Genomic DNA, 26,628 nt, shown 5'->3' with positions numbered 1-26,628 from the left:
TGTGCCTCACCGAAACGCGTTTCGGAAAACAGAAAGCTGCATGTAACCCAACTCTGACAGAAAGGCCAAGTTCAGGTCTTTCTTCGTGGTTCTCTGTCCTTCAGCCGAAACGCGTTTCGGAAAACAGAAAGCTGCATGTAACCCAACTCTGACAGAAAGGCCAAAATTCAGGCCTTTCTTCTGGTTCTCTGTCCTTGAGTCGAAACGCGTTTCGGAAAACAGGAAGCTGCATGTAACCCAACGATGACAGAAAGGCCAAAATCAGGCCTTTCTGTCATCGTTGGGTTACACTCCGCTTCCTACCGTTTTCCTTCACACTCTATAGATCCTTAAACAAATCCAACTGCCCCAAAGAACTCTCAATATCCGAAACAGACTTCTTAACGTCCTCAGAAAGTGGTTTATCAGGTTTTTTAGCCTGTTTTGAATCACTTACTGCTGGCCGCTTCGGTGGCACCGGAACCGCTGGTGCAATTGGCTTGGCACCCTTAACGACCGTTTCATGGGTAGCTTTCAGTGACTCGCCAGTCTTCATTTCGTCCATTGACTTATTCAGCAGATCATCGACAAAAATATTGCCTTCGTTCGTCGCATGCCCCTTCGTCCAAGCATAGGATAAATGACTAAACTGGCTTAAAAGTCCATCCAGTTCTTGCCACAATTCAGCGTTGACTAGCTCACCGGCTGACCGCTTCCAACCGCGTCGTTTCCAGCCGCTGATCCAATTTTTTGTAATGGCATTTAAAACATATTGCGAATCTAATACCATGTGAATATCCGCATCCGTTTTATCCAGATCCCGCAACTTAGTTAGCGCTTTGATCAGGGCCATGATCTCCATCCGATTATTCGTGGCCCCCCATTCGCCAGCGGAATCGGCGACAATTGTGCCGTCTGGCAGTTCCAGCCGGTAAGCCCAGGCGGCTTTGTCGGTGGCCTTCACATGACCGCCATTGACGTTACCGGTGTTTCGCGAACCGCCATCCGTATATCCGACAATCTGGTCAGGAGTCGCGTGCACTGGCGTTTTAATTGGTCGTTTACCTGATCTGCTATGACCCGCTGTCGGATCAACCCCGGCCATGAATGTTTCGGCGTCGCTACGTTGTTTAAAACTTTTATACACCGCACCGGAAAATCCATCGACCTGTTTTTTGGCGTCATCCCAAGTGGTATAGATACCAGGGTGCCGTCCGTTTTTAATTGCATAATATTTGCTCAAGACTATCGCTCCATTAATTTTGACTATTTATAGTTAAGATGTTGATAAACTAGGCCGTATCAATTTTCATTTACCTTATAATATGCTAAAGTTAAAACTAAGAGTAAGAAAATTAAAGTCGAATGGTCCACTACGTTAATCATTTTCGGCTGTCGTCCCTAAGGAGGATCTTTGATGTCTGCTATCCGCGCCCACCTTATTAACATCATCCAAGCCCGTTCTATGCTGAAAGAACAGCACAATCAGGCAAATGAAATCTTTCCAGAACTCACATTGACCGGTCAATACATTTTACCTGATTATCGGTTAACTCGGAAACGGGAAGCTTTTAAAATTCGTAAGCACACGTTCCTGAAGAAGCATTACAAGTCCTATGTTGCCTTTGATTCTGAAAACGGTCAAACATTATGGATGCATAATTTCTCAGGTCTTAGCCAAGCACTATTTTGGCTTGATACCGGTCTAAAACCGGGTGACTCCGACACATCGGTCTCATTCAAAGACTGGCAGGATAAAAATGCCGACGATATCGTTGCATTTAAGGACCAGCTGCGCGAAATTCACCGCGCTAAGAAAGAAGCCATGTTGGCTAAGAAGGCTGCTGCTAAAAAGAACGCGGCTAAGAAAGCTTAACGCTATTATTTTACAAGAATCCCCACTAAATTCAACTTGAATTTAGTGGGGATTTTTGTGTGTGCCATAACGTGACAAATTTCAGAAAATGAGTCGACTTTTGTCAGACAAAAAATAGTAAAATTGCCGGCTATCCCTGTTCTCATCAGAATTGTTTTCAGATTAATCGATTTAAATTGACTATTTTCTGAAAATAAAGACTTTCCAAACGTACATTCGATGATATAATGAATTTTGTCGCGAAATATCACCTACAACATGTTGTGGTTGCTTTTGAATTTTATCATTTAATTGTCATATATAGTATTTATTCTCATAATTGGAAGGTGTCCCAAAATGCGCAACTATTTTCAATTTCTTTCTCATCAGCTAAAGGGTTGGCCACAACAGAATTACTATCTCTTCTTCTTTAGCCTGGGCTGCCAAGTGATGACCCTCGTCAACTCACCGATCACTGGTCTGACTGTGCTGACCTTTATCGGTACCACGTTGGGTGTTCTGTGCGTCCTTGCCATTAACGCCGCAAAATCAGTCAACGGCTTCTTGGGGATCCTTTCTGCCATTTGTTTCATGATCACTGGGTTTGCTGCTAAAAATTATCTCAGTATGGCCGAACAATTAGCGTACGTCATTACCTTAGATGTGCCAGTCTTGATCAGTGCTAACTGGAACGTCAACATGGCTGCTAAAATTCGTAAGTTTACGCCCCGAACCTGGGTGGTTGCCATTCTATCGACCATTGTGGTCTACGGTGTCTCAGGTACCCTAATTGGCGCTTTCACTAACGATCCGCGTCCCTGGATAGACGCCATCAGTTTCTCAATTAGTTTGACTGCTGGTGTCATTTGTTTCATGCGCTACAACAATCAATATATTTGGTGGGTGGCGTCAGGACTCGCGCAAATGGTGCTGTGGTTCATCTCCTTCCAGCAGGGTTCAGCAACCCTTGCCATGTTCGTGAACAGTGCAGTGTATCTCGCCAATGATGCGTTGGCCTTTACGATTTCACCTTGGTTCAATAAACATGAACGCTCCCGGGTTGTTCGCCAGGAGGAACAGTATGCTCAAGCTTTAAAGCTGGGACAGGACCACGCCTAGGTAAAAAATGCGTCATACAAAAGTAAAGAGACTGTGCAGCAAGTTGGTGGGGTTGCCACTGGCTTGTTTGCATCAGTCTCTTTTTTAGTTTTTTCTGATTGGAGTGTTTGTGCGCGTTTCGGAAAACAGAAAGCTGCATTTAAGAGAATCCTGACTGATACGCCAAGTTCGGGCATTTCTGTGTGGTTCTCTGTCCTCTGGCCGAAACGCGTTTCGGAAAACAGAAAGCTGCATGTAACCCGAACTCTGACAGAAAGGCCAAGTTCAGGCCTTTCTGTGTGGTTCTCTGGCCTTTAGCCGAAACGCGTTTCGGAAAACTGAGGGCTCCTGCCTAAGCGACTCTGGCAAAAATGCCAAGTTCGGGCATTTCTGCCAGAGTCGCTTAGGCTCCGCCCTCACCCGTTTTCCTTCATGCTCTACTCAAAGTGTGTCGTTACCTCAATAGGCTTTGTTTGTACAATGATCTTCCCATGATGAATGGAATAAAACACCTCAGCCCGTTCATTCAACGCATCGTAGAAGTTCCCGCGGTTCATCAAAATACAGTTGGCTTCCTTACCCTCTTCAATCCCGTAATGGTCCAGAACATGCATTGCCTTTGCACCGTTCAAGGTGACGTAGTGGTAAGCGTTCATTATTTGGTCGTAACCCATTGTTTGGGCCACATGCAACCCAAGGTGCAGTGGATCCAGCATGTTGCCATCACCCATTGGGTACCACGGATCCTTAATATCATCTTCACCAAACGCAATATTGATCCCATCAGCATCCAGTTCCTTGACCCGAGTCATCCCGCGACGCTTCGGATACGTGTCAAACCGGCCACCTAGGAAGGTATTGACCAGCGGGTTAGCAATCATGTTGATCTGTGACATCTTCAACAGACGGAACAGTTTGTAGGCATAGGCATCGTTGTATGACCCCAACGCAGTGGTATGACTCGCAGTCACCATGTCATGCATGCCCGTCTCATAAGCTAACGTGGCCATGGTCTCAAGGCCACGAGAAGCGGGGTCATCAATTTCATCACAGTGCACATCAATGAGCCGGTTGTATTTTTCAGCGAGGTCGCTGACAAAATGCAAGGATTGCACACTGTACTCGCGATTAAACTCAAAATGGGGAATCCCACCAATGGCGTCAACTCCCATTTCAGCGGCCTTGGTCATTAATTCTTTACCGTTTGGGAAGGAAAGAATACCCTCTTGCGGAAACGCCACAAGTTGTAACTCAATGAAATCTTTCACTTCGTCACGTACTTCAAGTAGTGCCTGCAAAGCGGTGAGGTTTGGATCAGTCACGTCGACGTGAGACCGGACAAATTGTGTCCCATGACTGGCCTGCTTTTTCAAAGTCGCGGTTGCCCGTTCCTTCACATCCTGAATGGATAATTTTTGCTTCCGTGCTGACCAGATGCGAATACCGTCAAACAACGTCCCGCTTTGATTCCATTCTGGATCACCCGCAGTTAATGTGGAGTCCAAATGAACGTGCGGGTCGACAAATGGTGGTAATAGTAACTTTCCCTTACCATCAATCACTTGTTCGTTATCCCCTGGCGTTAGATGTTCAGCAATAGCGGCAAACTTGCCGTTTTCAATGCGAACATCCTTCAACGTTGTTTCGTTTTCAATTGACACTTGTTGAATGAGCATCGTAATTTCAACCTCCAACTTTAATCTCAGTTCATTATACCACTGGCCAACACATTTCTAGGACATTGTTTGAAGGGCTTTCACGGTTACGATATACTGAACTTAATTGTAGAAAGCGAGGCCATTATCGTGATCAAAATTCGGAATTTTCACCTCTCGTTACCTAAGATGCTGACGCTGGGGTTTATCATCATCATTTTAATCGGCACAGTGCTTCTCAGACTGCCCGTGGCAACGAACAGCGACCACGCGACTTCTTTTCTAACAGCCTTCTTTACCGCTACCAGCGCAACCTGTGTGACCGGGCTCACATTGGTCAACACGGCGCTGCATTGGTCACTTTTTGGTCAGGTCGTGATCCTATTTATCATGGAGATTGGCGGGCTCGGTTTATGACGTTTACCGTCATGCTGTTCCTATTCATCAGACGGCGAATGCGGCTCTCAACCCAATTGCTGGCGCAAGAATCCCTCAATCTCGATAACTTATCACAATTAAGCGTCATTAAACTCATTATCTTACTATCCTTCATCATCCAATTAGTCGGCAGCGGATTACTTTTCATTGATTTTTATCCGCGGTTCGGTCTGACAAAGGGATTATGGTTCAGCCTGTTTCACGCCGTATCCGCCTTTTGCAACGCCGGCTTCGATTTATTCGGTAATAGCTTGAATCCTTCACGAACGATCCATACGTTCTTGGCGTCATGAGCTATTGATCATCGCTGGGTCATTTGGGTTCCTTGTATGGCAGGACCTGTTGTTATTTCATAAACGACACCATCTCTCACTCCATACGAAATTAGCGTTAGGTACCGGCGCCGTTTTGATGGTACTGTCGTTGATCGTTTACTTATTAACGGAAAATAACCTCGCGCAACTCAAACCTTTGTCGGCTGGCAATCGATTTATGAATACCGTCTTTATGGCGATCACGCCTAAAACCGCCAGGCTCGTCACATTGCCTTACACGAAACTATCAATTGCTGGCATTGCATTTACCATGTTCCTGATGTTTGTCGGTGGAACACCCGGATCAACGGCTGGCGGGGTCAAAACGACCACGATTGGCCTGCTGACGATTCAAAGCATTGCAACACTGCGTGGCCGACGTGACGCGACCTTTGGCCACCGGCGATTTACGCAGGAAAATATGTTCCGTGCGCTAACGCTGATCTTTGTCGCCCTGATTATCCTCGCTGGCGCCACCCTGATTCTCTGTGCGACGCAACCGATTCCTAAAACAAACGGGCTCGAATCAGTTACCTTTGAGGTCTTAGCAGCATTTGGTACAACCGGCATTTCACTTGGACTGACGCCACATTTAACCGTTCTGGGTAAACTGATCATTATGGCGCTCATGTTCATTGGCCGGGTGGGCATTTACACGGTCATGTTCTCAATTCTAAACGCTGATCGGCAACAAAAAAACTATCGTTACCCAGAGGAGAGTGTCTTAATTGGTTAAAACAACTAAACGTGAAAACTATGCGGTAATTGGTCTCGGTCAGTTTGGCGGGTCAATTTGCCAGTCGCTCGTTGAGGCGAACCAAGAGGTCATGGCCATCGATATTGACGAGGACGCAGTTAATGAATTTACAAACATCGTCACCCGCGCAGTGATTGCTGATTGCCAGGACGAGGATGCCTTGAAGGATCTATCAATTGGAAGCTTCGACCACGTTTTTGTGGCAATTGGCTCTAACATTCAAGCTAGTATTATGGCAACGCTGCTCTCGAAGGAATTAGGTGCTAAAGATGTCATTTGTAAAGCTGAAAACGACAGCCACGCTCGCGTATTGGAGAAAATCGGAGCAGACCAGATCGTCCAACCGGAGCGTGACATGGCTCGGCGGATCGTTTTTCATAAACTCCAACCAAACATCGTCAACTATTTAATTTTAAATGAAAAAGTGACCTTAGCAGAGGTCAAGGTCGATAACCCAGACTTCGTGGGCAAGACCCTCGCTGAATTAGCGCTGAGAAATAAGTACCACGTCAACGTCATTGCCATCGTAACGGACGGCAAGGTCAACACCTCCCCAGTTGCTTCAGACGTCATTGATCTAAACGACCTAATTTCGGTGGTAGGTAATACGGCGGATGTGGAGAGGTTTAATGGGGATGCAAACCCGTAGAGTGTGGAACAAGCCGGTTAAGAGGTGGAGTGTAAGTGACTTTCGTCATCAAATCCCGGGCTTGGATTTGGTGACGGAAGTCGCTTACATGCAACCTCTTGGCTTGTGGAGCACGTTTCGGCTCCGCTGCCTAGAAGGTGGAGTGCGGAAAAAGGCGTTTAGAGGGCGGAACCTAAGTTAACTCTGACAGAAATCCCGAACTTGGATTTGTGGCAGAGTTGGCTTAGGCAGGAGCCTCTGCCTTTCGGAGCACGTTTCGACGCCAATTTAGCAATGCGTCTATGTGGACCGATTCTTTAATCAATAAAACGGCCCAAAACAAAAAACATCGAACTGCCAAAACGCCCGACAATCCGATGCTTTTTCATTTCAAGACAATTCCCGCAACCGCCGAGAAACGGCCTGAAATTCATCCTCCAACGCCGTATCATTCGGTGCCACAGCTAACTGATTGATCAACTCAGTCTGCTTCAACTCAAGCTGCAATTTCTCCGCATCATACGTCGTAGCTCTCGCTTGCTGATCCGACTGTTCAGTCACCAGTTGCTGGTTACGAATGTGATACTGGCGCGCCGTCACTTGACGGACAAACCACCTGTCGTGTGAGACCAGGATAACAGTCCCCTTATACTCCCGCAACATTTCACTCAACGCTGTAACGGCCTCGATATCTAGGAAGTTTGTAGGTTCGTCCAAAATCAATCCATTGACATCACTCAATATGACCTTAGCCAGTGAGACTTTGACACGTTCGCCACCGCTTAACACGGTGACGGGTTTATCCCAATCGCTCGCAGAAAAACCCAACCGAGCAAGGATGAGTCGGTTTGTTTCGTCATCTTGAATACTCGTCGAAGTCACATTGGCAAGAATCGACCCTTCTAGATTCAAATTTGACAGATTTTGTTGGAAATAACCAAGTTTCGCTAACGGTGACCACTTTACGGTATCATCATCTTGATGAAGCAGCGTTGTGAGTAAGCTTGTTTTGCCTGCCTTATTGGGGCCAGTGATGGCGACATGGTCGCCGGCTTTGATTTTGAAAGAAACGTTGCGGACCAGCTGATGTCCACCTTGGGTAACAGTGAGATCCGTCACTGTTAATAGTGTGTTGCCAGCCATTTTGACCGCATTGGGGATCATCATTTGAACGGGCTTAGCTGTTTTTGGACGCCTAACCTCTTCTAACTGTGCCATCCGTGACCCAGTCGCTTTCGCAACCTGGTGTAATTTCTTACTCATTTTTTCAAAGTACGGCTTGCTGCATGAATTTCTGAGGTGCCGCGTTTATTCTTCGGCACCACTGTCGCGTGTTCTGCGCGTTGTTTTTGTTTTTCAATGGTCTTCTTTAACCGTTTCTTTTCGGTTACATACTGATCGTATTGCGCCTGCTGACGCCCTTTTTCCGCTTCTCGTTGCGATAAATACGCTGAATAATTACCGGAATATACTGTCACGACAGCTTCGCTAAGCGCCCAAACTGTCGTACACAGATCATCCAGAAAATCTCGGTCATGCGAAATGATCACTAATGCACCACGAAATCGCTTCAAGCGCTTTTCCAACCACTTAATTGTCGAAACATCTAAGTTAGCAGTGGGTTCATCCAGCAACAGGATATCAGGACGTTTTGAAAACGCGTCATTCAAGTACTGGCGGACCTGCTCACCACCACTTAATGCTGCAGTTGGTTTTAATTGCGGCACCAGCAAAACGTCGGCTTCTGGCTGGATCGTTCCCTTAGTTGCTAATTGGTTCAACAAAGTCGTTTTACCGACGCCGTTGTGCCTATTAACCCAATTCTAGCGTTGGCGGGTATTGTGAGCTGGGCAATCTCGTATAACTTGCGGGCGCCATATTGTTGCTCAAGGTTCGTTATTTGGTAATCGGACATTCAAGTCACTCCTTTTAGTTTTATCTGGAGTAAACCCTTAATTGCGCATAGAAAAAGCCCCCTATTCGCAAATAGGCGGCAGACTGGTCCCGTTAATGGTCCCGATGTGTCCGTAACCCATTTGCAACCAGCTCAAATGATCCACTTGTCTCTAAGAACAGTGGTTTTTTGAACATTGGTTGATCAACAGGTTACTTATTTCATTGCGGCACACACCGATTCCTCTCTTGTTTGATCAAAATGACTATAACTGGAAATTTTGTGGATGTCAATTAAAAATGTTGGCGGATCGGGTTGAACGGGATTTGGTAAAAAATTCAGGATCCTTTTGCTCTTTTTCGACTGGAGTGGTTGTTGCTGCTGGCTTTCTTGGCCTCCATGCCGAAACGAGTTCCGCGAGGCAAGGGGCGGCCATGTAACGGACTCTGGCAAAAATCCAGGATATTTTTGCTCTTTTTCGACTGAAGTGGTTGTTGCTGCTGGCTTTCTTGGCCTCCGTGTCGAAACGAGTTCTGCGAGGTAGAGGCTCCTGTGTAAGCAACTCTGGTCAAAAAAGTCAGGCCCGGACTTTTCTTACCAGAGTTACTTACACTCCGCCCTCTAACCGCCTCGCTCCACTCTCTATCTCTGGTGGAACTCCTCCTCAATCTGCAGCTCTTCATAATCGACTGCTTCTTCTTGCGCACCAGACTTATTTAGCACAAAGACACCGATGAGCAGGATCACTAGCCCCATCGTTTCGCCTATCGTCATGGCTTCGTGAAACAACAGCACACTCATTGCCGCTGTCAAGATCGTTCCAACGCCGCTCCATAGGCCATACGCAACGCTTAACGGCACCACGCGCATCGCATACGACAAAAAGTACAGCATGATGACATACATCATAATGCTCGCTAACGACCACCACAATCTGGTGAATCCACTCGAGTATTTCAATGTCATCGTTCCTAAAATTTCACTGACAATGGCCACACCTAGGGCCGCATAGTATTTCAGCATGCCGCTCACCTCACAGTAGATTTAACATCACAGTACCCAACATAATGCAGGCTACCCCCAGAACCTTGGTTCGGTTAAATTGCTCTTTAAAAAAGACAACGCCAAGGATCGTCGTAAACAACGTCCCAACCGCACCCCATAAGGCAAAGGCCACTCCAAGATTTAACCACTGTAACGATTTTGAAAACAGAAACAGGGTGATGGTGTAGCCGATGATGAGCAATATGGTCGGTTTTAACCGATGAAACCCATCGGCTTCCTTCAGTAGTGAACTGCTGATAATTTCAAACACAATGGCACCTGCCAAAAACGTGTATCCCAATCCCATATTGATCACCTCGAATTAGTTTATCTACCTCGATTGTAACCCTTTTCGTAACTTGTGTCGGTTAAATTTTGCTTGCACCTTCATAACAATTTAACACATTTGAAATCACTATCGATCCCAGTGATACCGCCATCTACCAGTCCGATGGGTTCCAACTTCGACCGTCGATTTCCCCCTCGGCTGCTTCAATGCGTCGCTGCTGTTCTTCAACGAGCTGAATCGCGGCATAAAAGAGTGCTCGGTCTTTAAACCGCGTACTTGAGTCACTTAAGGTCCGCAATTGGTCAATAAGCCATTGCTGTTCTGCCATTTAGTCTTCACCCCCATCTTTTAGTAATGCCAACGTATCCTGAAGGTCACTTAACGTGGCCGCGTTTTGTGAGATCTGGTCGATCACAAGACCAATTTTTTGTTGGTCAGCGTCCGGTTGGGTCTCACTGACTGCCTTTAACTTGCGCACCGTCCAGTTAACTTGATCTGAAAAATGAGTGAGTGGTTCCTGAGTCAGATAGCGCTGATAATCGACAAGCAGGTGCATTTTTTCAGTCTCAGTCTGGTAGCCAAACTGGTCAACAACAAACGATGGCAACCACGTCATTCCGAGACGGTGTGCCAATGCTTGGTATGGCGTTGTCAGTTGTGACAATGAGAATTGTTCGGGCGCTCCTGCCGTATAGTGCGCGGCTGGCTGCCCCAGTGAGATAACAAGCCCCAGCTCCTTTCCCACTAGCGCCCCGCCGACAGACGGATAGGCAAAGCTTCTGGTCAGGACAGTGTCCTCCCACGCTTTTAAACTCGCTGGCGCACTGTACCAGTACAGCGGAAATTGAAAAATGAGTCGGTCAGCATCCCGGATGAGCGCCTGCTCAGCGGGGATATCTAGTGGCTGATCAGTCGGCACATGCCAAGTCACATCTGGTTCTGCAGCCGCCTCCCTGAGAAATTGTTGCGTACTGGATGAGGCAATATTTGGGTGAGACACAATAACCACTGTTTTCATCAATGGTGCTCCTTTCAGAAAGCTATTTTGGTTGTGGACAACTTAATTTGTGATTAATTGTACCTAATGTTGTTAAATCAGACAACCTAATTCACATGAAATTATAATCCAAATGAAAATGAAATTCCTTGTAAAACCGCTTTCATCATTTTATACTGAAAATATTCTTATAAAAGGAGTTTTGGTTATGTTTAAAAGGAATATTGGTTGGGTTAAAGTATTAGGTTTGGTAGCCGTTGTTGGATTGGTATTGGCAGGTTGTGGGCAAAAGAGCAGCAGTAGTAAGTCAGCAGATAAATCACCACTAATTGTGGCAACCTCTGGGACGCTGTACCCCACTTCGTACCATGATCCAAAAACAAAGAAACTGACTGGGTTCGACGTGCAAATTGTTCGGGCCGTTGGTAAGAAATTAGGTCGAAAGGTTGAATTCAAACAACTGAACGTTGATGGCCAACTTACTGCCGTAAAGACGGGCAAAGCTGACATGGCCGCTAACGATTTTGGTATTTCGCCTGCACGGAAGAAGGAATTCACCCTGTCTACCCCATACAAGCATTCGTTTAACAGTATTATCGTCCGTAAGAAAGATGACTCAGGCATTCACTCATGGGCTGACATCAAGGGTAAGAAGGCCGCTGGCGAAGCCGGAACCAACTACCAGCGTCTTGCAAAGCAACTTGGTGCAACAACCGTCAACTACAACAACGTGTCAAACGACGTTTACTTCCGCGATGTCAAAAATGGTCGGACTGATTTAATCATGAACGACTACTACTTGCAGAAGTTAGCGCTCAAGCAATGCCAAACAGCGGTTTGAAGATCATGAACAATATGTACTTCACGACCAATGACGACGGCTCTGGCGTTGGTATTTTGATGAAGAAGGGGAACACAAAGTTGGTCAAGCAAGTGAACAAGGCCTTGGCTGAACTGAAGAAAGACGGGACCCTGAAGAAGATCTCTGAGAAATTCTATGGCGCCAACGTCACTAAGGAACCTAAAGTTCACATTTCAAAGCACTTTACGATCAAGAACTAGGGACGTGATGGGTCATGTCATTCTTACACTATCTTTCGATTCCAAATTTCTTTAACGCCCCGCTAGCCTTTTCCTCGATTCCGTCGATCATGTCGGGATTCCCAGTTTCAATCGGGTTAACGGCCGTTAGCTTCGTGCTTGCACTCATTTTAGGCCTGTTTTTGACGTTGGCGCAACTGAGCCACATCAAAATTTTACACTGGGCGTCTCGCAGCTTCATTTCTTGCATGCGAGGTGTGCCCATGCTGGTCATTTTGTTCGTCATCTATTTTGGGTTTCAAACAGCGGCGTTTCCGGCAGCGGTCATTGCGTTTACGATCAACTGCAGCGCCTTTGTGTCCGAAGTCTTTCGGTCCTCATTTCTCGCCGTGGATAAGGGGCAATGGGAAGCGGCCTATTCATTGGGGCTTCCCTACCGTAAAGTCGTCAGCAAGGTCATTTTTCCCCAAGCGTTCCGAATTTCGATTCCCGCGCTGGGTAACATCTTGTTAGACCTCTTTAAGGGCACCTCACTAGCGGCAATGATCACGGTCAGTGAAATGTTCATGAAGGCCCAGATCATCGCAGGAGCGGATCAGGACTACATGTCGATCTACATTATGATTGCGATTCTGTACTGGTTCTGCTGTTGGTTATTGACGGTAGGACAGACGTTGCTGGAAAAGCATCTCGCATTGTAGAGCGTGAAGCAAGGCGCTTAAGGGGCGGAGTGTAACGGACTCTGTCAGAAAAGTCCGGTTCTGACTTTTTTGACAGAGTCCGTTACACAGTAGCCCCTTGCCTTGCTGAACGCGTTTCCGCAATGAAGCCAAGAAAGTTACCACAAAATAAAAAAAGACGCATCGTTCATCTAGAACGGTGCGTTTTTTATAAATTCATAACGCCATCTAAAACGACACAACAGCTGTTCAATAAAAAACAAACCTCGTCAATAATAATCTCTCTTAATAAAAACATAATGACAACTTCCCCTAAAGTCCCCATCTTCACAAAAAGCAAAAGCCATAAATTAATTTATTTTATACCGACATGTACACACGTTTGTCCCGCATATTTTATAACCCGAAGCACATACACCCACTAAACCGTGTACACAGTAGGCTTTCATCATTAAAATCTAATCCAGAAAACAGCGGGGTTATTTGCAACAAATGAATCTTCTCATAATGGCCACATTTTCATAGGAATTATTGTTGATTTGCAAACAAATACATGCTAATCTGTGGTTGTTGTTGGATAACTTAGACGGTACAGTGTCTTTGAGCCCAACAATTTGCGAAGTTTGGTAGTTTTTCAGCCACCTCTTCAACGAGTGAAATGAAGTCGCAATTTTAAGTAACAAATTATATAAATTTACTTTGGAATGTCGAACGTGCACTGACTTATCAGACGGGGCAAAACAAATCTTCTAAAGGAGTTTGTGATGCAACGTAGATATCGTAGCGCCCTCATATTTATCATCACTTTATTAACCGCTTGTGTAACCGGTTTCGTTGTGCCGCAAGACACGCAACAATCCGTTCAAGCTAAAGCCACATCGTATATGCACATGTCGTATGCGTTTTCTGCCGGTACCGCAACAGCCACCCCCGGCTGCTACCGCTGGCAAGACACAACGATCACGTACAAGATCGATAACAGTTCCGCCTATTACCAGCAAATCTGGAACAGCGCCGTTAAGCACTGGAACGATGCCAACGTCGTGACACTTGTCGCGGCTAAGCCTGGTGATAAGGCCGACATGACACTGGCAACTGCCACGACTAAAAAGACCACTTCTGCTACTGGAGATGCAGTGGGTCTGACGTATTCTTCTTACCACAGCAGCCAGAAAATTGATAACCTCAATGTTCTTGTCAGCACCACGTCCTACATTTACACGAACGTGGCCACTCAGATGAAATATTCTCAACTTCAGCGCGAACACGTTGCTGAACACGAACTGGGACATGCGTTAGGACTAGAACACGCGACGTCGAAGAACAGTGTCATGTACTACGCTAATAAAAATAAGTCCATCACAACGTCAGATATTCGGGGCCTGGCCACGATGTACGATAATTAGCGCTAAACTGGATCACTTATATAAACCGTTTCAAGTAGGGCATCAACCATGGGTACATATAAAATTAAAATAAAAGTGCTGTGGCTTAGTCTGCCGTCAGCACTTTTATTTTGGCAAAATGAGTGTACAAAAAACACCAGCCAAAGGGTTGGTGTTTTTCCCTATTCTTAATTAATACTAATTAAGCAACAGTGACGTTAGCAGCTTGTGGGCCGCGGTCGCCTTCTTCAACGTCTAAGGTTACGTGTTGGCCTTCTTCAAGAGTCTTGAAGCCGTCAGCTTGGATAGCTGAGAAGTGAACGAAAACGTCTGAGCCGTTTTCCAAAGTGATAAAACCGTAACCCTTGTCAGCGTTGAACCATTTAACAGTACCTTGTTCCATTAGAATGAAACCTCCATGCGCTTTGCGCAAATTATATTTTGCATTTGAAACTTTTGAATAAGGAGCCATTCTAGTAAGAACGTTGTACCTTAATCCGAAGCATAAATACATTATCTAAAGGTTAACAGTTAATCCCCAAAAAGGCAAGAAATAAAGTTCGAAATTCAAAACATTTTAAGAGAATGTTTAGTATTATTTGGTTATCAAAATATAAGTGAATCGTTCGTATTTACTCTGAAAGCCACGGCTGGCTTACGTGTTCATGATTTTTGAAAGTCTTAAGTCCGGCCTATTTTCATCAGGATGAAACCAGTTTCATGGAAAACTTGGGACGATTGAAGTGGAATGTCCGAATTCGGACGATTGGTGATGAAAGTCCCATATATTAGAGGATCGGAATTAAAAAGGCTGAGGAAATGTGGGTTCTCAGCCTTTTTGTTGGGTTTGCTTTTTTGTTGGAATCTTGTTGTTGGAACTTTGGCAAAAACCGCCAGAACCACTTTGATTTTTCTGCGTGGTTCTTGCTACTGACTTTCTATTCTACATAGCCGTAACGTGCTCCGCAAGGCAAGGGGCGGCCATGTAACGGACTCTGGCAAAAAATACACATTTGGATTGTGAGTCATTATTTTCTGCGTGGTTCTTGCTACTGGCTTTCTATGTTACCTAGCCGTAACGTGCCCCGCACTCAGCCCCTCACCAAAATCTCCACCTGATCCTTCTGCGGTGCTAGATTCAGTCCTAGGACCGGTTCCTTTAAGATTTTTGCGTATTCGTCCAGCACATCGTCAGGCAGCGGGGTGTGAATGTTCAGCGCACTCAATACCTCGTTTGCTGAATCGACGTCATCAATATCCACAAACAAGCGCATGTTGCTTAACGCGTCCCGGAGAAGGTCCGTCAGCAACCCGTTCGGCTTTCCCGACACGTCCGTCACCACAATTTGGGGACTGCTGACCCCCTGGTGATTGACCGTGACCATCTTCAAGATATCAAATATATTCCTCATTGCGCTTACCCTCCGTTTCGCCTGCACGCGTTTGTTTGCTATTATACACGAAAACGACTTAAATGCTTATGTCTTTGCTGAAAATTCGCCATTACCACACAATTTTGCCCTATCTTGCTGCTGTTGTGACTGGCACCACCCGCCAATTCGCCGGCAGTTCAAACGTGATGTGTTTGCCAATAAACGTGTGATCGCCCATACCAACGGCAAACATCAATCGCAGCTCTTCATTTTTATAGACCCAGTGGGTGGTGTCGATATGCATACTGGCTGTTTTGGCATGATGTCGCACAATGACAGTTGTCGTTGCCGGTGTTGTTTTTTCTAATTTCGACTGCAGCGGATTAGTATTATACAAATAAATGCGCTCCGTTTTTGTCCCAACCGGTTTGAAGAGCAGGATATGTTTACCCGTCACACTACTCGTCAGCGGATAAGTCATTCGTGTCGTCACGCGTTTCATTCCCAAATGTTGATTATAGTTCAGACACATCAATAACACGCTGCCCACGGTCACCACTAGTCCAACGGTGATCCAGACTGCCCGCCAACCGGTATGCTGCATAAAGATCATACTGCAAGCAAACAAAACCGCCCCCGCAAATAATAAGAAGATGATCATTTCGCTACCCCCACTTTCTTGGGATCACGTTTCAACAGGAATGTCAGTAAGAACCCTAGCAGTGAGAACGCCGTCGCAATTCCAAATGCGTAACGGAAGCCTAGCACATTCGCATTAATGGCCAACTTCCGATAAAGGAATGGGGTCGCCTTCGCAACCGCGTGAGCTGGTGTGTGATTCAGCGTCACGTTCGACATCGTCGAGACTAAAATGGCGGTCCCCATTGACGCGAAAACTTGCCGGGCCGTGTTGTTGACGACCGTCCTATCACCGATCAGGTTCAACGGTAACGCGTTCATCCCAGTCGTGGTCACTGGCATCATGACCATTGAAATACCAAACATCCGCAGCGCATACAACGCCACAATGTAGGAAATCGGTGCCTGCGCCGTGATCGGAATAAACGCGGCCGTTGCAATGGTCAGCAAAAACATGCCTGTAATCGCCATATTTCGAGCGCCCAGCCGGTCAAAAATCCGCCCAGTGATCGGGTTCATACACCCAATCACGATCGCACCTGGTAATAAAGTCAACCCAGAGGCTAACGGTGATTCACCCCGCAATGTTTGCAGATACAATGGCACCACCAGCGTAAATCCGTTCATGGACATAAACGAAACGGCAACCAATGTGGCCGACAACGCAAAATCTGAGCGTTTAAAGACTTTAAACTGCAGGAGTGGGTTCTTGATTGTAAGCGACCGCCAAATGAACAGCGCGACCACAATGACCCCAATGATCAGGGTCATGTAAACCATCGGATCCGACCACTGGTACTGCCCAACGGAGGAAAAACCGTACAGCATTGACCCAAACCCGATGATCGACAGTAAAACTGAGAACCAGTCGACTGGCGCCTTTCGCGTGGGTAACACTTTTCTGAGTGTAAAACTCCCCATAATCAACACAATGATCGAAACAGGCATGATCACCAAAAACAGCATCCGCCATGAATAGTGAATCAGGATCCAGCCAGAAAGTGTCGGCCCAATAGCGGGTGCTAACCCAATAACGATGCCGGCCGTCCCCATGGCAGCTCCCCGTTGCGACGGCGGAAAAATGGTCGTCATAATCGTTTGATAAACGGGCGCCGTAATCCCAACTCCTGAAGCCATGACGAGCCGCCCAATCAAAATCGTCCAGAAATTCTGAGCGAAATAACAAATGATCGTCCCGACTAAAAAGATGGCGATAGCAGATAAATACAGTTTTCGGGAATCAAACCGTTGGAGAAAGAACCCCGTGATCGGCATCACGATCCCCATGACCAGCATGAATCCAGTCGTTAACCACTGAACCGTATCGGCAGAAATACTAAAGGCGTTCATTAACGTTGGAAACGCCGTTGTGAGCATGGTTGACGTAATAAACGTACTTAACGTTCCGATCAACATTGTCAAAACCAGCAAGATTCGATTATATGGCTTGCCGTTTTGATCAAGCGGCTGCTCGACCGCTTTTGAACTATTGTGCATTTGGTTCACACCTCTCTGAATAATTGCAACAGCTTAAAACAAATAATTCTACTCAATCAAATAGTTACGCCTGCTTGTCCTCCCTTAATCAATCATGTGTCGGTTTTATAGTTAGTTACATAAGTAAAATAGGACACCTCACCACAATTTACTTGAGTAAGGTGGCGACGCTATTTCGGTCTCACCCGCTGCCACATCTTATCCTGAACTTTCGGGAGTGCTAACCGTTCAAAATCTGAGGCAGTCAGCCATTCGCCAGGGAAGTAACTTAAATCAAGGTCGCCCGACCATTCTGCGTCCATCAGCGTAATCAGCCACTTTTGGTGTGTAAATGTGTGGGTCACCTGTTTACCCGAACGTGGTGTCAGATGCAGCTTTAGCCCGTCTGTCTCGGCTACTTCATGTTCCAGAAGTGTCACCAGTTCCTCATCCGTCACCGTTTCCGGGTGTTCTAGCCCTGTCAGCAGCGTTTCTCGTTTAACGAGTGGGAACGTCCAGAAGTTCGCCAATAAGCCCGTACTGGGGCGTTTTTCCATCAAATACCGGTCGTCAGCATGAATTACCAACCCAAAGTATGGGATCTGGACCGGCCGGGGGCTTCTTTGTCTTCACCGGGTACTGATCCTCCACGCCATCTAAATAAGCCTGGTCAAACGCCTTGACCGGCGAGTTTTCTGAATCAGGATTTTTAGCAGTCATGTAGCTGGATCCAAGATCCATAATGGCCTGATTAAAGTCGCCGGGGCGATCAGTCGGAATAATCGTGCCAATAACCTGCTCAAACACCTGCCGCGTCTGCGGTTTAGCAATATCATCATCAATTTCTAACAACCGTGAAAACACCCGAAACGCATTGCCGTCCACCGCCGGCACAGGCTCCCCAAACGCAATACTGGCAATGGCACCAGCAGTATAGGGACCAATACCTGCAAGGTCTAACAACTCCTCCGCGGTTCTCGGCCACTTGCCGTTAAAATCCTCAACGACCTGCTTCGCCGCCTTTTGCAAATTACGCGCTCGGGAGTAATAACCAAGACCCTCCCAGGCCTTCATCAGCCTCTCTTCAGGGGCGTCCGCTAAATCAGTCACCGTCGGAAACCAGTCCATAAACCGGTTATAGTATGGAATCACAGTATTAACTTGGGTCTGCTGCAACATAATTTCTGAGACCCACACGTGGTACGGATCGTGGTCTCGACGCCACGGCAGGTCACGCCCATCGGTGTCGTACCAGGTTAATAGGGCCTTCTGGAAGGCTTTGATTTTTGATGGTGACCAAGTGATCATTCGGGTACCTACTCTCTGTTTGGTTGATTGAAATTTTGTCTTGTCTGACTGTTATTTCTAAGTTTTGTGTTATAAGCGGTTCGAAAGGTTCTAACTTTCTTCGCAACCTAGCCGAAACGCGCTCCGCCCTCAAAACACCTTGCTCCGCGCTCTTACGCCCTCACAGCAACAAAGATTCGCACCACCGGCCCCTGAATCAACGGCGTCTGCAATGCCGTTGGGATCGTGCTCTCAAAGAAGTGCTCGCCCAGTGCCAAGTGGTTATCAGCCGCATAATCCAATAGCCGCTGATACCCCACTTCTAAAGGCTGATCAGCGTGGTGGTACAGCAATAAGAATCTGCCTGCTGCCCGCGTGTGTTTCGCTAACGCGCTGTTACCACCAATCAGTGGCGTATACACTCCTGTTAACCGATCTAAACTATGATCCGTCACATCGCTTCGTGGACGAATTTTTCCCACAATGAGCGTCGCTACGGGAACGTCTAAGCCAGCAGTCAGCGTTTGAAGATGTGCCTGAATCAGTGCTGACTCTGACTTTGTCTCACTTGTAACAGGGGTCAGCAGCATGTCCTGCGGTGCTCGGTTCACGAGTGTCACCTGGTCAGGCACTGCCCGGTTGGCCGTCTCATTTGCGGTAATCAGTTCACTGACCTGTTCCTGACCAGCTGTCAGGCGTTCAATTTGGCGATTCAATAATTTTTGTTGCTGGTGTAGTAAGCTGGAAAAGTCGGTTGTCTGGGACATCATTGTTTTGATATCTGTTTCGGCAACACCCAGTTCTTGCAGTGACTGCAGTGTCAGCCATGCGTTTACCTGTGACAGACCATACCAGCGATGGCCGTTATTTTCCCGTTTAACGGGAACAAACAAGCCCCGCTCATCCGCCCAATCTAGTTGGTGACGGTCAATTTTCAGCATTGCCGCAAACTGTCCCGCCGTTAATAATACATCTTCCATTTTTAAGTCATTCCTTGATTTCATCATTTATGGCCCAATCGTGTTTGACAGGGCTCTTCTGCTCTTCTATTATCAATTCATAAGCAATTTTTACGAAAGGAACATCGTTATGAAACGATTGCTATCTGTGCTGGGGGTCCTTGGACTCACTCTGCTGGTGCTCACCGGCTGTCACCCAAGCACCCAGTCAGCCACCAAATCTGATAACAAAGGCGTCATGTTGCACAACCAAAACGTGACCATTGTGCAACAAACACCACCGGACACCGTTGACATTTCTAAAGTGACGAGTTTTTCAAAGCTCCGCAGTTCAACTGAGGGCTTGTTTCGTCAGGGTAAAAACGGTCATCTGGTTGCCGGCCTCGCCAGTAAGACGCAGGTCAGCCATAACAGTACCATTTACGATTTCACGATTCGCCAAAACGCCCGCTGGTCCAATGGTCAGCCGATAACTGCCCAGGATTTTGTGTACTCCTGGAAACGAACGATTGCGAAATCGACCCACTCGGTCAATGCCAACTTATTTGCCGGCATTAAAAACGCCACTGCGATTCGTCGCGGGCAGCTTCCCGCCAGCAAACTTGGTGTCACAGCGGTATCCGCTCATCATTTGCGGGTCACTCTGGATCACCCGATTGCGTATTTTAAGACCCTTCTAGCTTACCCCTTATTCGCCCCGCAAAGCAAAACTGAGGTGCAAAGATATGGCACTCGGTATGGCAAAAGAGCCAGCACCCAGCTGTACAGTGGGCCGTTTAAGCTCGTCAAATGGCGGTCAAATTGCAAGACCCGTGTGTTGGCACCTAACCCCTACTACTGGGATAAGCGCACGTGTACCTCCACCGGTTAACCATCACCACCGCGACGTCGTTAAAAACCGACCTGAAAAATTACCGGGCCGGTAAGCTGGACGAGGTTCAGTTGTTTGATAATCAAATCACTGAAAATAAAAATCAGCCCGACTACCTCGTTCGTCCATTTTCATCCATGCGGTTTATCTCTTACAATTTTAAGACCACCAATAAAACGGCCGACCAGCTGATCAACAATCAGGACGCGCGGTTAGCCATCTCCCACGCCATTAACCGAAAAACGCTGATCAACAACGCCCTCAAAAATGCCTCGTTAGCACCAAAGGGACTGGTGACTGCGGGGCTGAGCAAGAACGTTAAAACAAAGGCCGACTTTGCTGACCAGCAAGCTGCGCAAAGCACCGTTAAAGGGAACACTGCGCTGGCCAAGAAGGAGTGGCAACAAGCTCAGCAAACACTGCATCTGTCCCATTACAGCCTGACCCTGACCGTTGCGAACGACTGGGCCAGCAAACGAGTCGCTACTAACATTAAACACCAGTTAGAAACAAAACTAAACCATTTTGACGTAAAAATCCGGACCGTCCGGACCAGTACAGCAAATCGGCTGGCATTGAACGGCCAGTACCAATTACTACTGAGCAGCTGGGGTGCCGACTATCCGGACCCACTATCCTTCCTGCAGATCATGACAGCCAACAGCCGGTTCAACTACGGCAGCTGGCAAAATAAAGCCTATAATAACCTGATTATCAAAATCAGTAACAATCCGACTGGCAATCAACTCAATCGTTGGCAAGAAATGTTGGATGCAGAAAAACTGCTGATGACAAACCAGGCGGTCACGCCCCTGTACCAGCAGGCGGACTCCTACTTGTCGAATCCTAAGTTGAATGGGGTTGTTTATAATATTAGTGGGGTGGTTGCGGATTATAAGAGTGCGTATTTGGTGAAGTAGAGGGTGGAAGAAAGCGGTTAGAAGGTGGAGCACAAGCTAACTCTGACAGAAATTCCCGGTCTTGGAATTTGTGTCAGAGTTGGCTTGTGTGCAACCTTCTGCTTTCTGGAACCCGTTTCGGCTCGAGGACAGAGAACCACACCGCAATGCTGAGCAGAACTTGTTTCCCTACAGTTGACTTACACTTAACTATTTGTTTTTCGAAATTCAATTTTGGAAGCGTAACTAAAAAAAGACATCTCCCCAACAGGACAGATGTCTTTTTTGTCGATCAATTTATTCACCATCATCAGCATTAGAAGCCGCAACTCCTGCGGTCTCTTCAGCATCTTCAACGTCAGAAGCGTCCCCCTCAGCCCGCACAACAGCCAAGAACTCATCGCCATACTTCTCCAGCTTATTAGCGCCGATCCCCTTAACGTTCAGCATATCATCAAGGGTCTGCGGCATCTGCGCACACATATCACGCAACGTTTTATCCGAGAAAATAACAAACGGTGGCACCCCTTGTTTTTCAGCAAATTCACGTCTAAGAACACGCAACTTTTCAAACAGCTCGCTGTTAACTGGCAAGGTATGGTCGACCTTAACAGCTTCCTTGCGAAAGACCTGGGTCTCACCCTTCAACACGTCAACGCCAGCGGGGGTCAGTTTCAAAACGGGATACTGCCCGCCCTCCGCTGCGAGGTAGCCGGAAGCCGTCAAAAAATCGATTAGATCCGCAATGGCCTTTTGTTTACGATTCTTCATCAGACCATAAGTGGATAAACTCTGAAAATGAAATTGCTTGATACGCTGGTTAGACGACCCAGCAAGCACCTGAGCCACCAGACTTTTACCAAATCGTTCATTCATCCGTTTCACACACGACAGCACCTTTTGTGTATCCACGGTAATGTCCTGACTTTCACGCGTATCCAGACAGTTGCTGCACTGCCCGCAATCATCGCAGGTTTCGCCAAAGTAGCCCAAAATGTATTTCTGCAAACATTCCGGCGTGTTGGCATACTGGGTCATCGCCTGAAGTTTTTCGTACTCACGCTGTTTATTCTGCTCATCACGCTCAGATTGGTCGATCAGGAAATGTTGAATCTGAACGTCAGCCAGTTTGAACAATAGGATTGCTTCACTAGGTAATCCATCCCGACCAGCACGGCCAACTTCTTGGTAATACGATTCCAGACTACCCGGCACCTGAGCGTGGATCACAAACCGGACGTTACTCTTGTCAATCCCCATCCCAAAGGCGTTCGTGGCCACCATCACCGGCGTACGATCGTACAGAAAATCATCTTGGTTTTCACGCCGCTGGTTCTTGGTCAGACCGCCGTGGTACATGGTTGCGGCCACCTTGTGATGTTGCAGCAACTTTGTCAGGCGTTCAACTTCCTTACGCGTTGAGGCGTAAACGATGCCAGATTGGTCAGCATTGGTTTTTAAATAATCGATCAAAAACGCGTCAATGTCTTGGTCTTTAACCACTTTAAACGACAAATTGGGACGCGCAAACCCCGTTTTGACCTCCGCATCCAACTGTAGCCGGTCCATGATATCTTTGGCGACCTTCGGCGTGGCCGTGGCGGTCAAAGCCACGATAGTTGGGTTGGATGGCAGTTGTTGAATCGTCGCCGTCAAGTTCAGATAACTTGGGCGAAAATCGTGTCCCCACTGTGAAATACAGTGGGCCTCATCAATGGCGACCAGTTCAACTGGTAATTCTGCCAACCGGTCAAAATAACCTGAATCGAGCCGTTCCGGCGACACATAGAGCAGCTTTATTCGGCCATCCTGCGCTTGGTCAAAACGGTCATTGATTTATCCGTACGTCAGCGAGCTGTTAATAAACGTCGCCGGGATGCCGTTTTCATTGAGTGCATCCACCTGGTCCTTCATTAGCGAGATCAGCGGTGAGACCACCAGGGTGAGTCCATCCTGCAGCAATGCTGGAATCTGGTAACACAGCGATTTCCCGCCACCTGTCGGCATAATCGCCAGGACGTTCTCGTGGTTCATAATATGGTCGATCACGTCTCCCTGCCCCGGTCGAAACGTGTCATAACCAAACTGTTGTTTTAATATTTCCTGCGGCGTCATGGTGTCAATTCCCTTCTTTAAAATGATTAGTTCAATTCTATCAGATTTTGGCGTCGCCGGTTACCCGTATCAATAAAACACGACCACTTCAATGATGATCAGTACGATCCAAACGAACAGCGCATACATCAGATGTTTGCGAAACGACGTTAGGGTCACCGCATGGTCGTGATACTGCACACTCATCAGCAACGCGGTGATGCCCGCGTACCCCACTGCCACAATTAGCTCAAACACAATCAACAAAATCATTTGTTTCTCCCTCACTTCTTCTAACTACGTGGTTCGATTTGGAACTGTTTTTTTCTCTTGGTCGATTATACCAGAGAGATAATCAACGCCTAGCCAGTGGGGCGAAAATTGACAATAGCCTTATTTATTGTCTAAAAATTCTCAGATGATTTAAAGGGGTTCACTGTTATACGCAAAAAAGCCTTGGGACATTAAAATCCCAAAGATTTTTTGGCTTTTACTTTTTGGACGGTTACAGTGCGCTGACTTTCTTGGCTTCGTAGCTGAAACGTGTTCCAGCAGGCAGAGGGCTACTGCATAAGCTAACCGCCTGCCTCCACACTCTACTTTGCAGAAATATACCCTTTAGCCTTTAAGAGTTCCGCGCACTCAACCGCACCACCGGCAGCGCCACGCGCCGTGTTATGCGACAGGCCGACGAACTTCCAATCGAAGATCTTGTCCTCGCGCAACCGGCCGATTGAGATGCCCATGCCGTGTTCAAAGTTCACGTCAAGGATGACCTGTGGGCGGTCATCCTGCGTCATGTACTGGATAAACTGCTTTGGCGCGCTTGGCAAGCCGAGTTCTTGTGGTTCACCTGAGTAAGTTTCAAGCGCTTCAATCAAATCATCCTTAGTTGGGTTTTGCTTAAAGTTCACGAACGCTGCTGCCGTGTGCCCATACAGGACTGGTACTCGAAGACACTGGCTCGTGATCACCGTTCCTTCGTCAGGCACGATGGACTTCGTTGCAGCGTCCACGTTCCCCCAGATTTTAAGCGGTTCGCGTTCAGACTTTTCTTCCTCACCGGCAATGTAAGGAATCACGTTGCCGACCATTTCTGGCCAGTCCTTGAACGTCTTGCCAGCGCCGGAAATGGCTTGATAGGTCGTTGCGATAACCTGCGTTGGTTCAAACTTGCGCCAAGCAGAGAGTGCCGGCGTGTAGGATTGAATCGAACAGTTCGGCTTAACGGCAACGAAGCCGCGTTCCGTCCCCAACCGTTGACGTTGGTATGGAATGATATCAGCGTGTTGCGGGTTGATTTCTGGCACGATCATTGGCACATCAGCGTCCACCGGTGCGCACTGTTATTGGAAACAACTGGAGTTTCCGTCTTCGCATATTGGTCTTCCAGGTTACGGGTGTCCGCCTTATCTAATTTGATGGCAGAGAACACGAAGTCGACTTGATCAGCGACTTCGTTGACCTTGCTGGCGTCCATCAAGACCATATTCTTCACGTTTTCTGGAATTGGCGTGTCCATCTTCCAGCGACCGTCAACAGCCTCACCGTACGTCTTGCCAGCGCTGTGGGCACTTGCAGCAACAACGGCAACTTCAAACCATGGGTGATCCGCTAAAATGGTGATGAATCGTTGTCCGACCATCCCCGTTGCACCAATCACACCAACCCTTAACTTATCACTCATATCTCATACCTCGTTTTGACTCTGACGACTGCTCAGAGAATTTGTTTGTCATATTGTTACAGGTTTTTGTTTTAAAATCAATCAACCTGACTTGTCGTTAGTGATGCCACGTAGTTCTTCAACCGTTTCATGGCTTCATGCAGGTTTTCATCTGAAGCGGCGTAGGAGAAGCGGATGTAGCCTTCGCCGCCAGCACCAAACGCACTGCCTGGTACGCCGCCGACCTTAGCTTCCTTCGCTAACGTTTCAGCAAAGCGCACATCGTCGGTTCCAAAGGCTTCAGGAATCTTGACGAATGCGTAAAACGCACCGGACGGCGTTGCCATGTCAAGACCCATATCCTTAATCGCAGCCTCAACGAAGTCACGCCGTTTCTGGTAAATTTTCCGCATGGCAACGGGATCATCCAACCCGTTGGTCAGCGCTTCAGTAGCTGCAGCCTGGGCGGGGTTCGACGGTGACGTCACCATGAAGCGTGCATCTTCGTAGCGTTCGCCGTAAATTCTGCTGGTGCGGCAATGTAGCCCATCCGCCAGCCAGTCATGGCGTGCGATTTAGACAGACCGTTGATCAGGACGGTTCGCTCTGGCAGGATCTTGGCAATTGAAAAGTGATCGACACCATACGTCAATTCACAGTAGATCTCATCCGCAATAACGTACATGTGATGTTCGCGAATGACGTCTGCGAGCGCCTCAATCGTTTCCTCTGGGTATTCCACACCAGTTGGATTCCCCGGGTAGTTCAGCAGGACCGCTTTGACGGCGGGACCCTCCTTCTTTAAAACGGCTTCCAAGCTCTCCGGCGTCAGGATAAACCCGTCCTTTGAGGTATCGACCATGATCAATTCTGCGCCAGCAATCGTCACCAGTGGGAAATACAGCGCAAACGCCGGCGTGGGAATAATGACCTTATCGCCCGGGTTCAGCATTGAGAGAAACGTTGCCGTAACGGCTTCGGTTGCCCCGACAGTCGCGATAATTTCTGTTTCTGGATCATAGTCTAAATTCTGACTTTTCTTCAGGTAACCGCTAATTGCGCGACGCAATTCAATGGTGCCTTTTTGTGCAGAATAGTGGGAATCATTGGCTTGAATACTTTTGATTGCAGCTTCTTTGACGTGTTCCGGCGTATTCATATCCGGTTCACCTAATGTTAATTTAATAATGTCGGGTACCGATGAAATTCGCAGGTCAAACTCGCGGATTCCCGATGGCCCAACTTGGTTCAGGCGTTCATTAACCTGTCCCGATAACTCACTCGCCAATTTTGGCATCACACATCCACCA

At 47.3% G+C, this 26,628-nt stretch carries 21 protein-coding genes and 7 pseudogenes; 9 read left to right on the top strand and 19 right to left on the bottom strand.

Going from position 1 to position 26,628, the window contains the following annotated elements:
- Positions 1–319: 319 nt before the first annotated feature.
- A complete protein-coding gene (locus JCM11969_RS03200) occupies positions 320–1,222 on the bottom strand; it encodes a ribonuclease H family protein (protein ID WP_082409148.1) in 903 nt (300 codons plus the stop codon).
- Positions 1,223–1,396: 174 nt separating this feature from the next.
- Here JCM11969_RS03200 and JCM11969_RS03195 point away from each other — a divergent pair, with 174 nt between their 5' ends.
- Together JCM11969_RS03195 and pnuC are read left to right on the top strand one after the other, a co-directional pair.
- On the top strand, positions 1,397–1,855 hold the full coding sequence (locus JCM11969_RS03195; RefSeq protein ID WP_054708161.1) for a hypothetical protein: 459 nt from the start codon (positions 1,397–1,399) through the stop codon (positions 1,853–1,855).
- Between the two features lie 336 nt (positions 1,856–2,191).
- A complete protein-coding gene (gene pnuC, locus JCM11969_RS03190; protein ID WP_054708158.1) occupies positions 2,192–2,953 on the top strand; it encodes a nicotinamide riboside transporter PnuC in 762 nt (253 codons plus the stop codon).
- 416 nt (positions 2,954–3,369) lie between these two features.
- Here the strand turns inward: pnuC and codA are convergent, their stop codons facing one another.
- On the bottom strand, positions 3,370–4,608 hold the full coding sequence (gene codA / locus JCM11969_RS03185) for a cytosine deaminase (protein WP_054708154.1): 1,239 nt from the start codon (positions 4,606–4,608) through the stop codon (positions 3,370–3,372).
- Positions 4,609–4,737: 129 nt separating this feature from the next.
- Between codA and JCM11969_RS03180 the strand changes: the two are divergent.
- A pseudogene (locus tag JCM11969_RS03180) lies at positions 4,738–6,075 on the top strand (TrkH family potassium uptake protein).
- Positions 6,068–6,745, top strand: a complete 678-nt coding sequence (locus JCM11969_RS03175) for a potassium channel family protein (RefSeq protein WP_054708151.1) — start codon at positions 6,068–6,070, stop codon at positions 6,743–6,745. Before JCM11969_RS03180 ends, JCM11969_RS03175 begins: the two are co-directional and overlap by 8 nt.
- A 369-nt stretch (positions 6,746–7,114) precedes the next feature.
- Here JCM11969_RS03175 and JCM11969_RS03170 read toward each other — a convergent pair whose 3' ends face one another.
- The 7 genes and pseudogenes from JCM11969_RS03170 to JCM11969_RS03150 all read right to left on the bottom strand — a co-directional run bounded on the left by JCM11969_RS03170 (position 7,115) and on the right by JCM11969_RS03150 (position 10,969).
- On the bottom strand, positions 7,115–7,987 hold the full coding sequence (locus JCM11969_RS03170; RefSeq protein WP_054708148.1) for an ATP-binding cassette domain-containing protein: 873 nt from the start codon (positions 7,985–7,987) through the stop codon (positions 7,115–7,117).
- The gene (locus JCM11969_RS20250; RefSeq protein WP_369523183.1) at positions 7,984–8,274 is read right to left on the bottom strand and encodes a hypothetical protein; all 291 of its coding nucleotides are present in this window, start codon (positions 8,272–8,274) and stop codon (positions 7,984–7,986) included. The genes JCM11969_RS03170 and JCM11969_RS20250 overlap by 4 nt, the downstream gene beginning before the upstream one ends.
- 75 nt (positions 8,275–8,349) lie before the next feature.
- Positions 8,350–8,517 (bottom strand): annotated as a pseudogene (locus tag JCM11969_RS20245) (ABC transporter ATP-binding protein); the annotation flags it as partial.
- Between the two features lie 743 nt (positions 8,518–9,260).
- Positions 9,261–9,641 carry a DMT family transporter gene (locus JCM11969_RS03160; RefSeq protein WP_054708142.1) on the bottom strand — a complete coding sequence of 127 codons (381 nt, stop codon included), beginning with the start codon at positions 9,639–9,641 and terminating at the stop codon, positions 9,261–9,263.
- A 10-nt stretch (positions 9,642–9,651) separates the two neighbouring features.
- The gene (locus JCM11969_RS03155) at positions 9,652–9,969 is read right to left on the bottom strand and encodes a DMT family transporter (RefSeq protein ID WP_054708139.1); all 318 of its coding nucleotides are present in this window, start codon (positions 9,967–9,969) and stop codon (positions 9,652–9,654) included.
- Positions 9,970–10,102: 133 nt separating this feature from the next.
- Complete coding sequence (locus tag JCM11969_RS18185; protein ID WP_169790393.1) at positions 10,103–10,279, bottom strand: hypothetical protein; 177 nt, start codon at positions 10,277–10,279, stop codon at positions 10,103–10,105.
- The gene (locus JCM11969_RS03150) at positions 10,280–10,969 is read right to left on the bottom strand and encodes an NAD(P)H-dependent oxidoreductase (protein ID WP_054708136.1); all 690 of its coding nucleotides are present in this window, start codon (positions 10,967–10,969) and stop codon (positions 10,280–10,282) included.
- 187 nt (positions 10,970–11,156) lie between these two features.
- On the opposite strand from JCM11969_RS03150, the pseudogene JCM11969_RS03145 reads away from it, so the two are divergent.
- From JCM11969_RS03145 to JCM11969_RS03135, 3 genes and pseudogenes are all read left to right on the top strand, one after another.
- Positions 11,157–12,010: pseudogene (locus JCM11969_RS03145) on the top strand (transporter substrate-binding domain-containing protein).
- A gap of 14 nt (positions 12,011–12,024) precedes the next feature.
- Positions 12,025–12,690: an amino acid ABC transporter permease gene (locus JCM11969_RS03140; RefSeq protein WP_054708133.1), complete on the top strand. Its 666-nt coding sequence runs from the start codon at positions 12,025–12,027 to the stop codon at positions 12,688–12,690.
- Positions 12,691–13,433: 743 nt separating this feature from the next.
- The gene (locus JCM11969_RS03135) at positions 13,434–14,075 is read left to right on the top strand and encodes a matrixin family metalloprotease (RefSeq protein WP_054708131.1); all 642 of its coding nucleotides are present in this window, start codon (positions 13,434–13,436) and stop codon (positions 14,073–14,075) included.
- A 181-nt stretch (positions 14,076–14,256) separates the two neighbouring features.
- Here JCM11969_RS03135 and JCM11969_RS03130 read toward each other — a convergent pair whose 3' ends face one another.
- The 6 genes and pseudogenes from JCM11969_RS03130 to JCM11969_RS03105 form a co-directional block, all read right to left on the bottom strand.
- A complete protein-coding gene (locus tag JCM11969_RS03130) occupies positions 14,257–14,457 on the bottom strand; it encodes a cold-shock protein (protein ID WP_054708128.1) in 201 nt (66 codons plus the stop codon).
- A gap of 688 nt (positions 14,458–15,145) precedes the next feature.
- Positions 15,146–15,466, bottom strand: coding sequence for a hypothetical protein (locus JCM11969_RS03125; RefSeq protein ID WP_054708125.1), 321 nt, complete (start codon positions 15,464–15,466; stop codon positions 15,146–15,148).
- 109 nt (positions 15,467–15,575) lie between these two features.
- Positions 15,576–16,088 (bottom strand): DUF4811 domain-containing protein, encoded by a 513-nt coding sequence (locus JCM11969_RS03120; protein ID WP_054708122.1) that lies wholly within the window; start codon positions 16,086–16,088, stop codon positions 15,576–15,578.
- On the bottom strand, positions 16,085–17,563 hold the full coding sequence (locus JCM11969_RS03115; RefSeq protein ID WP_054708119.1) for an MDR family MFS transporter: 1,479 nt from the start codon (positions 17,561–17,563) through the stop codon (positions 16,085–16,087). The genes JCM11969_RS03120 and JCM11969_RS03115 overlap by 4 nt, the downstream gene beginning before the upstream one ends.
- Positions 17,564–17,733: 170 nt before the next feature.
- A pseudogene (gene mutY / locus JCM11969_RS03110) lies at positions 17,734–18,850 on the bottom strand (A/G-specific adenine glycosylase).
- 152 nt (positions 18,851–19,002) lie between these two features.
- The gene (locus tag JCM11969_RS03105) at positions 19,003–19,809 is read right to left on the bottom strand and encodes a MerR family transcriptional regulator (protein ID WP_054708116.1); all 807 of its coding nucleotides are present in this window, start codon (positions 19,807–19,809) and stop codon (positions 19,003–19,005) included.
- Positions 19,810–19,918: 109 nt separating this feature from the next.
- On the opposite strand from JCM11969_RS03105, the gene JCM11969_RS19605 reads away from it, so the two are divergent.
- Positions 19,919–20,659 carry an ABC transporter substrate-binding protein gene (locus tag JCM11969_RS19605; protein WP_054708113.1) on the top strand — a complete coding sequence of 247 codons (741 nt, stop codon included), beginning with the start codon at positions 19,919–19,921 and terminating at the stop codon, positions 20,657–20,659.
- Positions 20,641–21,579 carry an ABC transporter substrate-binding protein gene (locus JCM11969_RS19600; protein ID WP_054708110.1) on the top strand — a complete coding sequence of 313 codons (939 nt, stop codon included), beginning with the start codon at positions 20,641–20,643 and terminating at the stop codon, positions 21,577–21,579. The genes JCM11969_RS19605 and JCM11969_RS19600 overlap by 19 nt, the downstream gene beginning before the upstream one ends.
- A 276-nt stretch (positions 21,580–21,855) precedes the next feature.
- On the opposite strand, the pseudogene recQ reads toward JCM11969_RS19600, so the two are convergent.
- The 4 genes and pseudogenes from recQ to JCM11969_RS03075 all read right to left on the bottom strand — a co-directional run bounded on the left by recQ (position 21,856) and on the right by JCM11969_RS03075 (position 26,615).
- Positions 21,856–23,673: pseudogene (gene recQ, locus JCM11969_RS03090) on the bottom strand (DNA helicase RecQ).
- A 69-nt stretch (positions 23,674–23,742) separates the two neighbouring features.
- Positions 23,743–23,925 (bottom strand): hypothetical protein, encoded by a 183-nt coding sequence (locus JCM11969_RS03085; protein ID WP_054708107.1) that lies wholly within the window; start codon positions 23,923–23,925, stop codon positions 23,743–23,745.
- A 323-nt stretch (positions 23,926–24,248) separates the two neighbouring features.
- Positions 24,249–25,339 (bottom strand): annotated as a pseudogene (gene asd, locus JCM11969_RS03080) (aspartate-semialdehyde dehydrogenase).
- A gap of 77 nt (positions 25,340–25,416) precedes the next feature.
- Positions 25,417–26,615: pseudogene (locus tag JCM11969_RS03075) on the bottom strand (aminotransferase class I/II-fold pyridoxal phosphate-dependent enzyme).
- Positions 26,616–26,628 lie beyond the last annotated feature (13 nt).

It is taken from the genome of Secundilactobacillus paracollinoides DSM 15502 = JCM 11969 (genome assembly GCF_001311135.1).
In the GTDB taxonomy this organism is placed as follows: domain Bacteria; phylum Bacillota; class Bacilli; order Lactobacillales; family Lactobacillaceae; genus Secundilactobacillus; species Secundilactobacillus paracollinoides.
Note: the sequence above shows the minus strand (reverse complement) of the source record. Positions and strands in the feature narration are given on the sequence as shown.

What these genes read in the sequence shown, in the direction of transcription:
- JCM11969_RS03195 (WP_054708161.1), top strand. Translation starts at nt 1,397, where the DNA reads ATGTCTGCTATCCGCGCCCACCTTATTAACATCATCCAAGCCCGTTCT.
- pnuC (WP_054708158.1), top strand. Translation starts at nt 2,192, where the DNA reads ATGCGCAACTATTTTCAATTTCTTTCTCATCAGCTAAAGGGTTGGCCA.
- codA (WP_054708154.1), bottom strand. Translation starts at nt 4,608, where the DNA reads ATGCTCATTCAACAAGTGTCAATTGAAAACGAAACAACGTTGAAGGAT.
- JCM11969_RS03170 (WP_054708148.1), bottom strand. Translation starts at nt 7,987, where the DNA reads ATGAGTAAGAAATTACACCAGGTTGCGAAAGCGACTGGGTCACGGATG.
- JCM11969_RS03160 (WP_054708142.1), bottom strand. Translation starts at nt 9,641, where the DNA reads ATGCTGAAATACTATGCGGCCCTAGGTGTGGCCATTGTCAGTGAAATT.
- JCM11969_RS03155 (WP_054708139.1), bottom strand. Translation starts at nt 9,969, where the DNA reads ATGGGATTGGGATACACGTTTTTGGCAGGTGCCATTGTGTTTGAAATT.
- JCM11969_RS18185 (WP_169790393.1), bottom strand. Translation starts at nt 10,279, where the DNA reads ATGGCAGAACAGCAATGGCTTATTGACCAATTGCGGACCTTAAGTGAC.
- JCM11969_RS03150 (WP_054708136.1), bottom strand. Translation starts at nt 10,969, where the DNA reads ATGAAAACAGTGGTTATTGTGTCTCACCCAAATATTGCCTCATCCAGT.
- JCM11969_RS03140 (WP_054708133.1), top strand. Translation starts at nt 12,025, where the DNA reads ATGTCATTCTTACACTATCTTTCGATTCCAAATTTCTTTAACGCCCCG.
- JCM11969_RS03135 (WP_054708131.1), top strand. Translation starts at nt 13,434, where the DNA reads ATGCAACGTAGATATCGTAGCGCCCTCATATTTATCATCACTTTATTA.
- JCM11969_RS03130 (WP_054708128.1), bottom strand. Translation starts at nt 14,457, where the DNA reads ATGGAACAAGGTACTGTTAAATGGTTCAACGCTGACAAGGGTTACGGT.
- JCM11969_RS03125 (WP_054708125.1), bottom strand. Translation starts at nt 15,466, where the DNA reads ATGAGGAATATATTTGATATCTTGAAGATGGTCACGGTCAATCACCAG.
- JCM11969_RS03120 (WP_054708122.1), bottom strand. Translation starts at nt 16,088, where the DNA reads ATGATCATCTTCTTATTATTTGCGGGGGCGGTTTTGTTTGCTTGCAGT.
- JCM11969_RS03115 (WP_054708119.1), bottom strand. Translation starts at nt 17,563, where the DNA reads ATGCACAATAGTTCAAAAGCGGTCGAGCAGCCGCTTGATCAAAACGGC.
- JCM11969_RS03105 (WP_054708116.1), bottom strand. Translation starts at nt 19,809, where the DNA reads ATGGAAGATGTATTATTAACGGCGGGACAGTTTGCGGCAATGCTGAAA.
- JCM11969_RS19605 (WP_054708113.1), top strand. Translation starts at nt 19,919, where the DNA reads ATGAAACGATTGCTATCTGTGCTGGGGGTCCTTGGACTCACTCTGCTG.
- JCM11969_RS03085 (WP_054708107.1), bottom strand. Translation starts at nt 23,925, where the DNA reads ATGATTTTGTTGATTGTGTTTGAGCTAATTGTGGCAGTGGGGTACGCG.